The organism is Streptomyces sp. CB02009, from assembly GCF_001905825.1.
Taxonomy (GTDB): domain Bacteria; phylum Actinomycetota; class Actinomycetes; order Streptomycetales; family Streptomycetaceae; genus Streptomyces.
Map to the genome: position 1 here is coordinate 1 of NZ_LIVV01000022.1, position 16,045 is coordinate 16,045.

Genomic DNA, 16,045 nt, shown 5'->3' on the forward strand with positions numbered 1-16,045 from the left:
ATCGTCCAGAACATCGGACGTGCCCTGCGCCCGAATCCCGACGGCAGTGTGAAGACGGCGCGGATCGTCATCCCCGTCTTCCTGCAGCCCGGGGAAGACCCGAAGGACATGGTCGCCTCGGCCAGCTACCAGCCCCTCGTCGACATCCTCCAGGCGCTGCGCTCGCACTCGGAACGCATGGTCGACCAGCTCGCCTCCCGCGCCCTCACCCGCGGCAGCGCCGAACGCCGGCGCGTCCACGTCCACCCCTCCCCCGCGGCTGCGGCCGGCCCGGGGAACGGGGACATGCCCGCGGAGGTCGGCGAGGCGCAGCAGGAGGTCGACCGGGTCGCCTCCATCGTGGTCAACTTCGCCTCCCCCCGCGACGCCGCCGACATCGCCGCCCTCACCCGCTGCCGGGTCATCCGGCCCCAGTCCCTGGTCTGGCTCGAGGGCTACCAAGCCCTCACCCGCTGGCGAGCTGAGAACGGGATCACCGGCCTGCACTCCGTGCCCTATGACGTCGAGACCGAGGTCGGGACTACAAAGGCGTTTCCGCTTGGCCGATGGGTGCATCAACAGCGAAAGACGCTGCGGGCCGGGGACCTCGACCCCCACCGCAAGAACCTCCTCGACGCACCCGAAGCCGGCATGGTGTGGGAGCCCGGCGACGAAGCCTGGGAAACCAAACTCGCCGCACTCCGCTCCTACCACCAGACACACGGACACCTCGCACCCCGACAGAACGCCGTCTGGGGCGAAGGCGCGGCAGACGGGGAGCAGCTAGCTGTCGGACAGCTCCTCGCCAACCTCCGCCGCAAGGGCGGGCTCGGGAAGGATGCGGAGCGGGCCACAGCACGCGCGGAGCAGCTGGCGGCGATCGACGAGGACTGGAACTGCCCCTGGCCACTCGACTGGCAACGCCACCACCGCGTACTCGCGGACCTCGCCACCGACGAGGACGGTGGAGTACTGCCCGACATTCAACCCGGAGTGCTGATGGACGGCGACGACCTAGGCAAATGGCTGGCACGGCAACGCGAGGCGAGCACCTGGGCGCAACTGTCGACCGAGCAGCAGCAGCGGCTGTCCGCGCTGGGTGTGAGGCCCATTGAGCGGCCCGCCCCTGCCCCGGCGGCTAAGGGTGGTGCCGGGAAGGCGTCGGGGGAGGCAGCAGCGGCCTTCCAGAGGGGTGTAGCCGCCCTCAAGCAGTGGGTCGAGCGGGAAGGCCCGGACCGGCCGGTCCCGCGCGGCGCGGTCGTCGAGATCGACGTCGACGGCGAGACGGAGGCGGTGTCGGTACGGCTGGGCGTATGGATTTCGAACACGAAATCCAGGAGGGACCGGCTGGACGGCGACCAGCTCGCCGCCCTGCGGAAACTGGGAGTCCATTGGGCATAATTCGCGGGCACTATGGCGCAGCTAGTGCCCGCGCCGACCAGCACGCCGTGGCCCACAGACAAGGCACTCCGCGAGGACTGCCTCGGTGGGGATGATCCGCGGTGTCCGAACTGTCGACGAAAGATCGCGCGGCGTCTTACTCTGCGTGTGCAGAAGGTTACGAGACGAGGGAAGGTCGTGGCCAGACCTTGCTAAGGGGCCCTGAGGGTGCGTGCTTCGCATGTGCGGCGCCGGGGGTGGCAGGGGGGCAACGGGCCTTGGGGGATGGATGACGAGCGGTTTGCGAATCCGGCGGGCGAGCCGCTGGCAGGACGCGGTGCGCATGCTCTTGCTGATCAATGCGGCGGCTCATGAACCGCGACCCGGCGTGGACGGTGAGGTGCCGGCCGAGTGCGTAGGTGTGGTCCGCGCGCAGGTGCGGCTGCAGAAGCTCGATTTCTGGGTGCGCTACCCCGACTATCTGGCTTATGAGCTGATGACGGAGTACGAGAAGGCTCCGGATGAGCCGGCGCTGCTCGATCTGGCCGAGGACATCCTTTCCTCCCAGGAGCCGGACCTGCGTCGGTTTCCGATGCTGCGGCACCGCTTCGGCGCCTTCGAGGAGCTCGACGACGCTCTCGCGGTACTGGTCGAACGGGGCTTGCTGAAAAAGACACAGGTCTTGCGGGAGCGGAAGGTTGTCGAGCACCGCTACTACCTATTGCAGTCGGGCCGCACGCTTGCCGGGAGCATGGTCGTAGAGGCCCCGGCGCTTGCCTGGTACGTGGAGCGGACCAAGCGGGTGGTGGCGTTGGTTGACGGGCTGGGAGGGTCCCAGCTGAAGAGCCGCCAGTATCTGTTGCGGGACTACGCCGACACTCCCATCGGGTCGTACATCACCCCAATCACTGACCAGGCGCGGGCAAGGCTGCGGGCACTGCGGGCCGTCGCGGCACCCCCACAGGCCAGTGCACCAGCCGACGGACAGGAGGCGTCGTGACCAAGCCGGACCCCGTGGCTACGCCACCAGTTGTGCCCACCGCCGACGACATTCTGACCCAGGCCGCCGCCCGGTTGGACGTCGCCAAGCACCAGGTCGAGCGTGCCCTTGCCGAAGCCAACATCGCGTTGACAACGCCAGCCCCTGCCGACCGGCGCCTGCGCATCCTGCGTCTGCGAGTCGACGGGATCAAGCACGACGGCGAGCCGTTCACCATCGACCGGCCCTACGAGCCCGGAATCTGGGCCATCGTGCACCCGGAGAACAGTGCTGGTAAGACCAGCCTGCTGGAGTTTTTGGTCTGGCCGCTGCGCGGCGCCCCGCGCGATCTGCCACCAGGCGTCCAATCCTGGGTACGCACGCTGCGTCTGGACCTCGTGGTGGCTGGCAAACCCACTCGGATCGCTCTGGAGCAGATCCCTGGTCTGCATCCCCCCGTCAGCGTCGACATCTTGACCGCCGATACCGTCCAGGCCTTGTTGGCGGCCGCGGACGACAACCCCTTGCGCCTGGTCGCCAAGGGCTCCGGGACGGACGATGTCGAACGCGTGATCGGCTCCTTCTTCCTGGATGCCCTGCGGATGGAACGGACCAGCCTGTGGAGCGCCACCGGCGGCTCCGACGGAGAGGGAGCGCCTCAGGTTCACGGGTGGCCCGCGTACTTCGGGGCGTGCTACCTCAACGCTGGCGGTGACGAACTACTCCTGGGTGATGTCAGTGCGCCCGGACTGCCGGCCAAGCTGCTGGAACTGTTCGTCGACATCCCCTACAGCAGTGCCCACGCCCAGCTGTCCGTCGCGGTGAAGGGCCGGGCAAAAACCACGCGGCAGGCGCAACGCCGGGCGGAGGGAGATCTGCACGCGCGGTCGGCCGAGCGCGCCCAGTGGCAGGCCCAGCTGGACCTGCTGCAGCAGGAGATCCAGGAGCTGAGCGGTGCTCCCGAGACCGACATCTCTCCGCTGCTGCAGCGGGCGGACCAAGCGGCACAGGAACTGCACCAACTCCGCATGAGCCTGAACGATGCCGCGCAGAGCCTGGCGGATGCTACCGCCGCGCGGGTGGGCGCCGAACAGGCGCAGCTCGACGCTCAGGAGACCTGGCAGGCCCGCCGGGTGCTCGGACGTCTCAACCCCAGTTGTTGCCCGCGCTGCGAAAAGCCGGTCGGTGACGAGCGCCGAGCAGCAGAACGCGACCGGGCCACCTGCGCAGTGTGCACACGCCCGCTGCCTGAGATCGCCGAGGACACCGCCGAGGCCGTGCTCGAGAAACTCACCACCGACATCGCCACCGCCCAGGAAGCCGAGGCCGCCGCAGCCGCCCACCACCTCGTCGTACAGGCCGCCGCGGACGCAGCCGTCACCGCGCACCAGCAGGGCACCGAGGCCGTGAGCAGCGCCCTCGCCACTTACCCCGCCCATGTGCGGCTTCGCGAACTAGAGCTGACGGCTGCAGAGCTGAAGGGCCGACTGGCCGCGACTGGCACCGCGCCCCCAGCCATACCGACCGTCTCCGCCATCCCAGACGTCCTCAGCGCGGTGCACCAGCTGGTGGAGGCGACGGTGAAGGCTTCTGCGGACTACCTCTTCCCGACGATGGACTCAGAGATCGTCAGCCTCTCCAGCCAGTTCGGCGTGCAGCATCTGAACTCCGTCACGCTCAAACGCAATGGCAACGTCAATCCCGTCAAAGAAGGCGTCAAGCACCCCTTCAAAAAGCTCAGCCGCGGTGACCGTCTGCGCATGCGCGTCGCCACCGTCATCGCCCTCTTGCGGGGCGGCGCCGCCCGGCACATCGACTCCCATCCTGGGCTTCTGCTCATCGACTCCGTCGCCGCCGAAGAGATGACGGCCGACGCCGCCCGTAGGCTGATCGGCGAGCTGCAGACCCTGACGCGGGAACTGCCCGAACTCCAAGTCGTCTTCACCACCGCCCAACCGGAGCTGGTCGAAGGACTGCTACCCGAGGACCACATCATCACCAGCGACAGCGAGCACCTGTTCTAAGCTGCTCGCTTCGCGGCGCGGCCCAGCAGAGAGGAGAGGACAGTGGCCCCGAGCGTGGACCAGGCCCTCCAAGAGTGGGCCAGCCGGGCGAGCGATGAAGAACTGGACGCCGGACCCGGCCTGGAGGACCTCGGCGGATCAGACGCCGTCGTGGCTGAGGTTGACACGATGGCCGCCGGGCCTCAACTGCCCTACCTTCTTACTGCGCTGGCCCACGGCATCGACACCTTGCCGGCCGAGCAGGCTGCGCCCCTACTCGCGGCTGCGGCTCAGGGCCTGCGCCAACCTCACTCGGCCTGGGTCCTCGCCGACGCGCTCGACGTCGTGTGCACCCGGCCTGGGCTGGCGGCCCGCCTGGGCAACCGAATCGTACGAGATCTGGCCACGCTCGCAGAGGACGCGCTCGCCGGCGACTGCGACGCCGCCCTCGCCCAGCCAGCGATCGCCGGCCTGCTGCGCCTGGCGGTAGCGGGAGGCTCCCCGCACCGGCTGCTCGCGCTGCTCACCGACATCACCGGCACCGAACCTGCCGACGCCCTGGACCGTATGCCGATCCTGATCGGCATCGCCCGCGACCATTTCGCCGACACCAACCGCCTCCTCGACGTCCTCAACGCCCTGGAAAACCAGCCCGACCTGAACCCGGCGACCCGAGCCGACGCGAGCTTCGAACTTGCCCTGGCTGACGAGCGAGCCGCTCTGGAGGCCGCCGACCGAACCACCGCCGGCGAACAACTGCAGCGAGCCCTGATGCGGTTCACCGAGCTCGACCGCACCCACGAGGCACGCCTGGACGCCCGCGCCCACGCCGCCGCCATCGAAGCTGTCCTCGCCTTCGCCGACCTTGAACAGAACCCGACGGGTGACAGCAGCGCCCGGCAACGGCTCACCGAGGCAGCCGACCAGCTGGACACCACGGCCGCTCACCTCGCCGCCTGGACCGGCCGCATGCACCAGCTTGACTGGCTCAGCGCCCGGAGTCTGGCCCAAAGCGCCTGGGCGAAACTCGTCACCACCCTCAACACAGCACAGGCACACCTGGACCAGCCCAGTTGGTACAACCCCGCCGATGCCCTGAACGATCTCCTGAAGGTCTACCTCACCAGCCGCAGCATCTACGCACCCGCCAATGACTCCACGGGCCTCACGGCGCTGATCAGCCCGGCCGTGGAAGCGCCGTTCGTGCGCAGCCAAGGCCTGCTGCACCAGCTCGAGCAAGCCCTCGCCCACGACCCCCAGTTCACCGACCACCCCGACGCCCGGACGCTGTACGACGCTGTACGCCGGCGCCGCCAGCAGTCCGCTGGTGAAACGGCACGACAGGAGGCGGTGCCGGGAAAAGCCCTGGAGGGCCGTCCCGCACTTGCCGCGCTCTTCCGTTCTGACGCCGCCGGCCTACGCGATGACCTTGACCCTCACCAGCTCGACCGGCTCGAGAACCTCGCGCACCAACTCGCCAGGGGCTACACCCCCACCGGCAATGCTCGCGTGGACACGCACCTGGAGACCCTGCTCGACATTCTGAAGACCAGCCCAGCCTGGAAGCCAAGCGACAGCCACTACTTCACCCCCCTGCTCGAGCACTTCCTACGTTTCCTCTATGACCGGTTCGATGCCCAAGCCAACCTCTACGGTGAACGCACCGCCTACCTCGGGCCGACGCGCAAGAGTACCGACGGCATTGCCGTCTCCTGGAATGAGAAGAACCTCCAGGATGACTTCCACCAGCACATCAGCCCTCTTTTTCCAACAGGCAGCGTGGAACGGGAGAAGTGGGACGTCGCCAGCGGGCGCGCCGATGTCATCTACACGCCCGAACTCGGGAGCCGCTTCGTCGCCGAGATCAAATGGCGCAACAAGCGGTGGAAGACCCACGAAACCGTCGAGCGGGATTACCTCGCTCAGGCCGCCAATTACACCGCCACCGGGCCACCCTTCGCCCTGCTGCTTGTCGGCGATGCCAGCGACCACTCCCACGGATACCGCGACATCGAAGACAGCATTTGGATCATCAGGCACGCCCGTAGCGCTACAGAAGTCCCACGCCTGATCGTGGCCGGCGTCCTCCCGACCACACGACCGACCCCACACTCCCTGCGTGTAGAACGCTCGTCGCCGCCGCGCTGACGGTGGCCCGGGCACGGCGGCCCCAGCCGATGCGCAACCGACTAAGCGCGCGTTCAAGCCAGGCAGATGCCCCATGGGAGGGACAAGGACGCTCCGTCGTATCGGCGAGGTCCCTGTCCCTATGGGGAGGAAACCCGGCTCCATACCGAACGCTTCTCCCAGGCCATCAACAAACTTGGCTCGGACTCCCTGGTAACAGGCACGCCCGAAGCCATCCCTGCGATGAGCATCCAGCGGCAGCAGCCTGGTCAGCGCGCGACAGCCGTGATCACCACTGCGGTGGACTCTGAGCAGGAAGAACTCTCACACCCCTGCTGATGCCCATCCGACGTCACCAGCGCACCCATTCACACGGTCCGTGTGCCGGTGCAGGGTAGAGGGGGTGGATCCTCCTCTGGCTCGATGGCCTGCGTGGCAGCGCAGGGGGGCGGTTGGTGGCCCGGGGCGTGCGCTGGATCGGGTGGGCAACGTTCCTGTGTTGCCCACCCGATGCGGTGGCGTGAGGGGGTGCCCCGGCTCCCTGTGCGGGGGTGGCCCGTTGGATGTCTCGACGGTGCGGCCAGAGAATCCGAAGGAACCGCGATGGCAAGGGACTTCTTCTGTGAGCGGATCGTGCTCACCTCGGACGGCGGTGTGCGGGAGTTCGATCTCGCCTACCCGGTGGTGTGTGTCTTCGGGCCGATCGACACAGGCAAGACCACGCTGGTCGACTGCATCAAGTACGCGCTCGGCCTGCCGGTGGCCTGGCGCGAGGTGCCGGAGAAGCGTCTGAAGATGGTGACGCTGTTCGTGCGGATCGAGGGGATGCGGATCGGGCTGCGCCGTTCCCTGGTCGCGGACACGAGGAGTATCGAGTTGCTGGACGGGGTCGGTGGCCAGGTCGAGGAGATCCTCGACGTGGAGGCGCAGGAGGACAGCGACCGGCGCATCGTGGGCGAGGTGCTGCTGGATCTGCTCGGCCTCGCGGAGATGTTCGCGCCTCCCTCTGCCGTGGCGCTTCTGGGGGCCGGGGCGCGGCTTACGTTCGAGCAGCTGTACGCGATGTGCTACCTCACCCAGGATCTGGTGGACGGTAGCGAGTCGGTGAGGGGCAAGGCGAATACGGCCCAGTCCTACCGGACCATCGTCGAGCTGTTGCTGGGGCTGACCGACGGGCCGATGCGGGTGCTGACGGCCCGGAAGGACGAGCTGACCCGTACCCTCAGTGAGCTGCGGCGGCGGGCGGGCACGATCGGCGAGTTCTTGACCGGCAGCGCCGCAGATCTCGAAGCGGAACTGGCGCGCTGCCAGGGCGAGGAGCGGGATGCTCTGTGGTCGCTGGAGGAGTTCAAGGGCCGGATGCGGGCCGCAACCGCGCACGCGGATCCCTTGCGGCGCCGTGTGCAGGAGCTCGAGCAGGTCCTGGAGCGGTGCCGCCGGGCGGTCGCCGACGCCGAGCACGCCCTCGTCCGGGAGCGCCGGCAGGTTCAGCGTCTGACGGAGCAGCGGCATCACGGCCCCCGGCCGCTCTCCCCTTGCCCGGTGTGTACCGCGGATTTGAGCGTGCGGCCAGTTCCTGCCGGGGACTGCCCGTTGTGTCTGAGCGAGCTGGACTCCGATGCGCTGGCGCGGGCCCTGCAGGCTGCGCAGGCGGCGCTCGCTGCGGCGGAGCAGCACGCGGTTGAGCGGGCAAAGGCTCTGGGTGAGGCGCAGACGGCGTGGGAGCAGGCGAGGGCCGAGCTCGATGCGCGGACGCGGGAGGACATCAGCCCGCTGGCTGCGCAGATCGAGCTACTGGCTGCGGCCCACGCGACGGCCCGCACGCGGACGACGATGCTGGAGCGGGAGCTGGATCCGCACCGTCGGCTGGCCGAGCTGTACCGGGCCGTCCAGACCGCTAAGGAGGAGCTGAAGGGGGTGCGGGAGGAGGTCCGTACGCGTAAGAACCTGCTGGCCGGCAGGCGGGTCACGCTCGGGGAGTTCGAGGAGCACTTCGCCGGGCTCATCGATGCGGTCGGCCTGCCCAATGCCCCTGGGGCCCGGATCAATCACAGCTCGCTGCTTCCGCAGGTGAGGGCCGGGAACCTCACCAAGGTCGGACACGGTGTACGTACCGCGATCAATGTGGTGTATCGGATGGCGTTTCTCAGCTACGCGCTGGTGACCGGGGTGACCGATTTGCCGTCGCTGCTGATCATCGACTCGCCCCGCAAGAACGTCGGGTTCGGGCAGGACGATCAGGAACTCATCGGCCGGCTGTATGCGCACTTCCTTGACCACATCGCGGGTGTCCGTAGCGGTGCGACCCGTACCCGGCCGCACCAGATCATCATCGTCGACAACGACCTGCCGAAACTCCCCAAGCGACTGCTGGATCAAATGCACACCATCGAGCTGAGCCGGGAGGATCTCCTCGTTCCCTGAGCGGCTGGATGTCGACAGCGACGAGCGAGGCATTCGTGGATGCCTCGCTTCGCGGTGTGTCCGTCTTGGGTCAAGCCTCGGTGGCGTTGCTGGTCGCCCACGGCACCTTTGCGCTCTCGCCCACGTATCTGTGGCCGGCGGCCAGGCTGGTGTAGGCGCCCTGGTAGCCGAGCGATTCCAGGATGAGCAGGGTGAGGTAGTGGCGGGTGAGTAGCCAGGTCTCGGTCACGGCGCCCTTGAAGCGGTAGACATCGTCCTCAGCGCCGGTGGGGTGTACGAGCTTGTTGCGAACCCAGGTGACCAAGTCCGCGCCGTCCATGTTCGCGCCGTGGTCGCGTTTCCGTGCTGCGGCAAGCTCGGCAAGTGCGGGCAGATGTTCCGGATCGATCGTGAGGGGGATCGAGGTGCTTTGCAGGGCTCGGCGCAGCAGCTTGTGGGCAGGCAGGCTGTTGTACTGGGCGGGTGTCATGTCTCCGGACAGGACGAATCGTTGCCACAGGGTGTGCTCGAGGCCGGCGGCTCCGACCATGATGCGCTGTTCGACGAAGCCTTCATCGCGTGTGACAGAGACGGCGTAGGTCAGTTGCCGGTTGACGCGTGCGGCGTAGGCGGGGTCGCTGCAAGCGGATACGAGACGGGTGACCAGCGTGCGCAGCGCTTCGCTGTCCCAGTGCGTCCACCATCCTGAGGAGATTGCCTTCGCCGGGTCGCAGAGTCGAGCGGCCCACTCCTCCCAGCGGATGTGGTCCTGCTCGCCGAGGCCAACGGGCAGCATGGGAGCCACCCAGCGGCCCAGGGCAAACGAGAAGCCCATATGCAGGGCCTGGAGGATGGGCTGAGCCTGATCTGAAGTGAACACCGAGCCGTCCGTACGCCTGAGCTCCATGACGTGGGTGATGGCGTAGACATGGGTTTGATGCAGGTCTTTCCAGATGCTGCTGTGGTCGGGCCGGATGTCCAGTGTGATCTTCCAGCCTCCGGTCTCTTGTGACCACCGGCCGCAGCGGGTCGTGTGTTCGACACCATCGATGCGGGTCACGAGGTCGTGCTGGCCGCGTAGAGCGGGGAGATTGGCCCAGTGGGCGATGAGACGCTGCAGGGGCGCCTGGGCATCGCCCAGGGCCGCGCCGTTGCTCCAGCCTTCCTCGTGGCTGCGGTGCTGAGCCAGCAGTTCCGCCATGCCGTAGGGGCGGGCGATATGAAGGGTCGTGTCGTCGGGGAGAGGGTCGAATGTGTGGTCGGTTCGAGGCAGCCGCCAGACCAGGCCGGGTTTCGGAGCGAACCGCAGCTCGACGGTGCCCGGCGTCTCGGGGCCTTCAGAGCGGCCGACAGGCCCGTCGTGCAGAACGACGGGCGCGCCGGGGGCGTTGAAGGCGTACACACCTTCAACGGGTGCTGAGGGGTGGTCTTCGGCGGAGGGAGCCATCTGTCCTCGGATTCTTGGGGCTGCCATTCTTGTGTTCAGGCCGTAGCGGGTCGCCGTCGTCTTGGCGTGCCTTGGGGAAGCGCCGGGTGACCGCCTCGGCGGAGGGAGCCATCTGTCCTCGGATTCTTGGGGCTGCCATTCTTGTGTTCAGGCCGTAGCGGGTCGCCGTCGTCTTGGCGTGCCTTGGGGAAGCGCCGGGTGACCGCCTCGGTGGCGGGGTGGTCGGGCGGACCCTGTTCTGGTTGCGGGGTGATGCGGGCAGGGGTGTCAGCGGATGCCGGCTGCGTGTTTGAAGGCTGCCGTCCGCTCCTTCTCGGCGGTCGTCTTGGTGTGGCCGTGCAGTGAGGTGCGCAGTGCGTTTGCCACGTGGCGTGCTGGCCGGACGGCTTGGCCTATCGCGGTGGCGCTGTCGGCTGTCGCGGTGCGCAGGACTGGAGCGAGGTCCTCGGCGAGGCTGGCGGGGGCTGTGCCCGGGCTGGTGGTGAGAAGGCCTGCGATCAGTGAGCTGGCGCGTTGAATGCTGGTCTGGTTGTTGTGGACTGCGCGGATGAGCACGTCCCACAGGGGTGTTGGGTCGGGGCATCCGCAGGCGGTGCGTACGGCGAGGGTTTCATCCCAGTCGCGGGCTGAGATGACGTCGTCCAGGTAGGTGGCGATGGCTTGGGATGCCTGAGGGTGCGTGGCGATCAGTGCGAGGAAGGGCAGGAGTGTTTCTTCTGTGCGGGCTTTGCCGAGTGCGATGACGAGCACATCTTGAGAGGCTTCGTTCGCGCGGTCGGCAAGCTGGGGGCAGCGCCCGCGCGCGGACGCGAGGAGAGAGGTCTGTTCCTCGGTGCCGATCTTGTCCCACAGGTGCGCGGCGTCGTGCCAGGCCTCGGTGTCCTCGGTTGCCAGGAGGTGCTGCAGGAGCAGGGGCGGCAGACCGCTCTGGGGGAGGTCTTGTCGGCAGGCCGCCGCCATGGTGAGGGTTCGTTCGTCGTCGGGGATGCCGGCCCAGTGCTGTGCCATCCAGGTGAGCCATTGGACATTGACGATCGGATCTGCCGCGTAGTGCGCGGCGAAGGCGACATTGGGGACTGGCTGTGTGCTCATCCGCCCGTAGAGGTGCTGCATGATCTGTCCAAGCCGAGCGGTGCGGGTGTCACCGTCTCGCATGAGGACGTGGAGGGCGGAGAAGGTGTCGGCCTGAAGGTGAATGTGATTCTGGCCGAGGCGTGGGAGGAACTGGTCGACCAAGCTGGGGCCGGCCTGGCGGCCGGCGGGGGTAGTGGCGACGGCAGGCAGGTGCCTGCGGGCGAAGGCACCTCGCGCGTCGTCATCAGCCAGGGAGGTGGTCAGCACGGCCAGGCAGGCGTCAGCGGCCTTGTGGGCTTCGCTGTTGTCGGTCTCGACTCGCATGAAAGTGATGAGTGCTTGGGCCAGGGCGTCAGCCAGCGGTTCATCGCTGGGGTCGACTGTCGTCAGGTTCCCGGCCATGGTGCTGACGCAAGAGATCGCGTCGTCCTGCAGCAAGTCGGGCACGATCCGCACCGCTGCGTCGGCCATCTGAACACTGGTGTGTGCGCACTGAGCGACGGCCTCGGCGACCAGAGCGCTGACCTGCTGCCCTGAGGGAACGGTGTGGTCGCCGAGGTCTCGCAGCCAGCCATGGATCTGGTCAGCTGTTCGGGCGGCGCGATCCGCATCGTCGTCGTCGGTCAGGAAGACGGCCGCGTGCTGGATCAGTTCGGTTGCGACGGTGGAGCCGAACGCGGCGTCCTGCTGCATCGCTCCGCCCCATCCGTCGGCTGGAATGTCCCTGCCGAGGAGGAGGTCCATTGCATGAGAACGCAGTTCGTCGTTCTCGGTGGACAGCCATGTCACGGCACCCAGCATGAGCGGCCTGGTCCACTGGTGGTGCCCGGCTGCATGTTCGACGATCCTGCGGACGTCAGCTACCGGAGTGGTCTCGGAGATCCTGGCGGTCATGCCCATCAGTGCGCGGAAGGCCTGCGAAGGCCACAGGGCGCGTTGGACATCGGTCGCTTCGTCGTAGGAGACGATCCATGCCCAGAGTTGCTCGCGGTCCCCGTTGTGGGTGAGCGCTGTGAAGTAGCGGGTGAGGGCGGGCCGTAGTGCGCGGGCGTGTTCCTCGGACGGAAGGTTCATCAAGGCCTGTGCCCACGCGAAGGACGGCTGATCCTGCTCGGCGGTGAGCACGGAGTCTCGCGGAGGGGGGCTGCCGAGGGTGTTGTAAAGGGAGGGAAGGTGTGCGCTGGGAACCAGGTCCAGAATCTCTGCGAGGTGGTGAGCTGGGACGGGGGTGGCGGCTTCCTGGCGTCGGCTGGCGATGCGGTCGGTCAGGCTGAGCAGGGCCCGGCCGGTGGTGTCGGTGTCGTGGTCAAGGTGTTGGGCAAGGTCTGGGGTCTGGGCCAGCGCCTGCACGGTGGCGGCCAGGGTGTTGTCGAGGTCGAGGCCTGGCCGTGCCGTCTGTAGCGCCTCGGCCGCGGCCTGTAGGACCCGTTCACGCATGCCTTGGACTTGCAGACGGTCGCGGAGGGCGTCGCTGTCTCGCTGGAGGAGTTCACGCTGGACCTCTGCCGCGCCTTCGCTGCCCAGGGCTCGGCTGGCGGGGGTGGAACCGAGAGTGAGTAGAGGCACGAGGTGTGTGGGGCGGCGCAGGCGTGCCTTGGCCGCGGTCGTTCTCAGGTAGACCAGGCCGGGGTGCGATGTGGTGTCGAGCCGAGGCGTGTCGTCGTCGTGGAGGGCCTGCGCTTCGTCGTCGGTGTCCGGCTTGACGGTGTACGGCGCGACGAGGGGGTCGTAGAGCGCGCGGGTTGTGCCGAGCAGGGCGTCGTCGAGGAGTGCGAGGAGTTCGTTCTCCCGGCGGATGGCGTCATAGAGGGTGCGGTAGTCGTGCCGGAGCACCGTGAGACGAGCCAGGGCGACGGGGTAGCCGGATACCTCGCCAACAGCAATCCAGGTGGTCTGGTTGCCGTCCGGCTGTTCCCGCCTCAGTGCGAGGCCGTAATCGGTCAAGAAGCTGTTGAGGAGACGGATCGCGTGGCGGGGGTCTCGTACCCCGGGGTGAATGAGTGTCTCGAGAACGTCGCGGACCGCTGAGATGCCTCCGAGCCGGTCGATGAGTTCATGCGGAGTGGGTTCGGTGATCAGGTGCTGGATGTACTGCCTGAGGTCCGATTCGTGGTGGGCCGGCAGCGTGAGCCGGACAGTGAACAGCTTGTTCAGGTACTCCTGGGCGGCTTCCTCTGTGGCTTTGCGCTCGGAGGCTTTGCTGGGGTTCTTGCCGGTGTGGGGTGGGACTGCGGGGGCGTGGGCCAGCCCAGGGCGGACGCCGACGATGGCTTCGCGAACGATGTCTTCGTCGCAGGACAGCAGGAACACAGGCGGGTGGGCACGCTGGGTTCCCGTCAGCAGAAGGCTGCGGACGGTGGCGAGCGCTTCGAGGACCTCGGCCGCGGCCAGGCGGTCGATGTCATCGATGGCGATGACGAGGCGTCGGTCGATGCTGTCGATCAGTCTGGAGAAGACCTGCTCGAGGTCGTCGGAGGATTCTGGGCGCGGTGTGGTGAGTGTGATCTCGTACTTCTTCAGCGTTGAAAGGGCACCGTCCTTGGCGGCTGCCAGGACGCATGCCACGACGGCTGCCCCTGACAGCGATGTGGTCAGCGGTCTCGCACCGGGGGAAGCGAACCAGGTCCATACCGGCACGCCGGCCCCGCGGCCGACGGCGTGGCCGATGAGAACCGCAACGGCGCCGAGGGCCCAGAGTGCGATCAGGCACCCGAGGATCCAAGCGAACGCGGCGCCGATTGCTTTCGCGTGACTCTTCCGGCTGGCTTTGCCCGGGATGCCGGACGTGGGGTTCGGGCGGGGTGCTGTCTGCTGTCGTCCGGCGTCCAGACACGCTCGTCCGGACTCCCACTGTTCCTTCTTGATGAGCTTCTTGCCCAGGGCTTCGTCCAGGACTCCGTACAGCAAGCCTCGGGCACGAGCGGTACCGGTGTGGCGCTCGGCGCTGAGGTGGAGGACTGCCCACTCCTTGTCGCCTTGCAGTTCGGCGTCCAGGAGCCGCACGACGGAGGACTTGCCGCTGCCGAACGGGCCCAGCAGCCCGACTGCCAGGGGCTGCCGGCTTCCCCGGACGATGGTGAAGAGTTCCCGCGCGACGGATTGATGGTCAAAGCGGTCCTGCTTATGCGATGTGATCGCGCAGTCCTCAATAATCCACGGACGCTGTGGTGCCATATCGTGCCGCTCCGCTCCAAGCCCGGTCCAAAAGGGTGAACGGATGATACGAGCCGGCACTGACAATCACAGGGACACAAGCTGAGAAGAGCAGGCCCTGCAGGGCCGGATCCCGGCTCCGCAGGCCCAGCGGTCAGCCGCAGGCCTGTGACTCGGGGTCCTCTTATACCGCACCCTGGGTCTCAGCCCGTCTGCTCACATGGCCGGCATAACCGTTGCTCCCTTCTCCCCACCGGGCAGCCCGCCGGAGCTCCCCGGGCAGCCTGGCTCAGCCCAGGACCAAGCGCAGAGGAGGGGCTATGCGTCACGCCCTCACTGGCACTGCCGGGTAACTACCGCGTCCTGGGCCGGTGCGGTCTAGAGGCCGAACTCGATGTGCTGGACGTCGAACAGGCGCACTTCCTCCAGACTCCCGGCCCGCGTCCCGTGGTTCTGGAAATAGGTCTCCTTGAGTCCTTCGGCAGCGATCTGCTGGAGCTGATTCTCAGAGGCGCCCTGCTCCTGCGCAGTGAACAGGCGCTCGGCGAAGCGCGGCGGCAGCGCCACGGTGAGGTGGCGTTCACGGGCCTCGTCCGTGGTTCCAACGGGCGCGCTGTAGCCGAGGCGGCCCTGGACGTCGATGACGAGGCCGCTGCTCGTGCCGGCGGTCTTCTTCGCCTGCGCCTTCACGCGGGGCTGCCACCGCTTCCTCACCTCGCCGGACAGTCGGGCGGCAAGGTCCGGGCGCGGTGTTTTGAGCTGGTTCTTGATGTACCGCTCGACGGTGCGCTGGGAGATCCCGAGGGCCTGGGCGGCGGCTTTGGTTCCTTTCAGCTGCTTGACCAGGTAGCGCATCTGCGCGCCCGGGCGGGCGACTGACGCTGTGGGACGAGTCGGCACCGGGGCGGCCGCCGGGGGCTTGATCGCGACGAATGCGGTCAGCTGGGGTGAGGTGGTCTCGGTCTGCTGAGCGTCTTTTTGCGAACACGCCCGCCAAGACGGTGAGCACGAGACCGTGGTGGAATGCCCCCTTACCCCGGCCTCCTGCGGATCGCTCCCCTGCAGGGTGAGACGACCTCGTCGCTGATCTGCCGCATCGCCAGCCGCTACGGGTTGGAGGCGAAGGGGCTGCGGTCGTACTGGCAGTGGCTTAACCAGCAGCCCAAGCACGAGGGCGGCGCCTGCCGGGCTGACGCCGAGGTAGTGCTGAACGCTGCCGGACGGCGACTTCTGGCGAGCCTGTGCGGCATCGGGGAGGACGTGGCGGCACGGGCGTTGCCGTCCTGGGGACAACAGGACGCCAAGCTGCCTGCCGGAAGGGACGGAGTGCCGGCTGCGGTGTGGCGGATCGGCGGCGTGGTTGTCGGGCCGGTGGCGTTCGGCTGCGGGCTGTGTACGGCTCAGCGCACAGGAACAGCCGTGCGTGCGGTGCGATACGCCCCGCGGTGGGAACGGGTGTGTGTGCGGCACGGGCGGTGGCTCCTGTCAATGCTCCCGCAG

Annotated in this window: 8 protein-coding genes and 1 pseudogene; 6 read left to right on the top strand and 3 right to left on the bottom strand. The window is 67.8% G+C overall.

Annotation, left to right across the window (positions count from 1 at the left end; all coding sequences use genetic code 11):
- The 5 genes from AMK27_RS40675 to AMK27_RS40695 form a co-directional block, all read left to right on the top strand.
- On the top strand, positions 1-1,380 hold a 1,380-nt coding region (locus tag AMK27_RS40675; protein ID WP_198956037.1), incomplete at its 5' end, for a helicase associated domain-containing protein.
- 322 nt (positions 1,381-1,702) lie between these two features.
- Positions 1,703-2,359 (top strand): hypothetical protein, encoded by a 657-nt coding sequence (locus AMK27_RS40680; RefSeq protein WP_198956038.1) that lies wholly within the window; start codon positions 1,703-1,705, stop codon positions 2,357-2,359.
- Positions 2,356-4,362 (top strand): hypothetical protein, encoded by a 2,007-nt coding sequence (locus tag AMK27_RS40685; protein ID WP_073919511.1) that lies wholly within the window; start codon positions 2,356-2,358, stop codon positions 4,360-4,362. The genes AMK27_RS40680 and AMK27_RS40685 overlap by 4 nt, the downstream gene beginning before the upstream one ends.
- Positions 4,363-4,416: 54 nt before the next feature.
- The gene (locus AMK27_RS40690; RefSeq protein WP_143204968.1) at positions 4,417-6,489 is read left to right on the top strand and encodes a hypothetical protein; all 2,073 of its coding nucleotides are present in this window, start codon (positions 4,417-4,419) and stop codon (positions 6,487-6,489) included.
- Positions 6,490-7,071: 582 nt separating this feature from the next.
- On the top strand, positions 7,072-8,892 hold the full coding sequence (locus AMK27_RS40695) for an AAA family ATPase (protein ID WP_073919514.1): 1,821 nt from the start codon (positions 7,072-7,074) through the stop codon (positions 8,890-8,892).
- Positions 8,893-8,962: 70 nt separating this feature from the next.
- Here the strand turns inward: AMK27_RS40695 and AMK27_RS40700 are convergent, their stop codons facing one another.
- The 3 genes from AMK27_RS40700 to tpg all read right to left on the bottom strand — a co-directional run bounded on the left by AMK27_RS40700 (position 8,963) and on the right by tpg (position 15,487).
- Complete coding sequence (locus tag AMK27_RS40700; protein ID WP_143204969.1) at positions 8,963-10,318, bottom strand: hypothetical protein; 1,356 nt, start codon at positions 10,316-10,318, stop codon at positions 8,963-8,965.
- 267 nt (positions 10,319-10,585) lie between these two features.
- A complete protein-coding gene (locus AMK27_RS40705) occupies positions 10,586-14,566 on the bottom strand; it encodes a P-loop NTPase fold protein (RefSeq protein WP_073919519.1) in 3,981 nt (1,326 codons plus the stop codon).
- A gap of 357 nt (positions 14,567-14,923) precedes the next feature.
- Positions 14,924-15,487, bottom strand: a complete 564-nt coding sequence (gene tpg, locus AMK27_RS40710) for a telomere-protecting terminal protein Tpg (protein WP_073919521.1) — start codon at positions 15,485-15,487, stop codon at positions 14,924-14,926.
- 81 nt (positions 15,488-15,568) lie between these two features.
- Here tpg and AMK27_RS43235 point away from each other — a divergent pair.
- Positions 15,569-16,045, top strand: a pseudogene (locus tag AMK27_RS43235) (TniQ family protein); the annotation flags it as partial.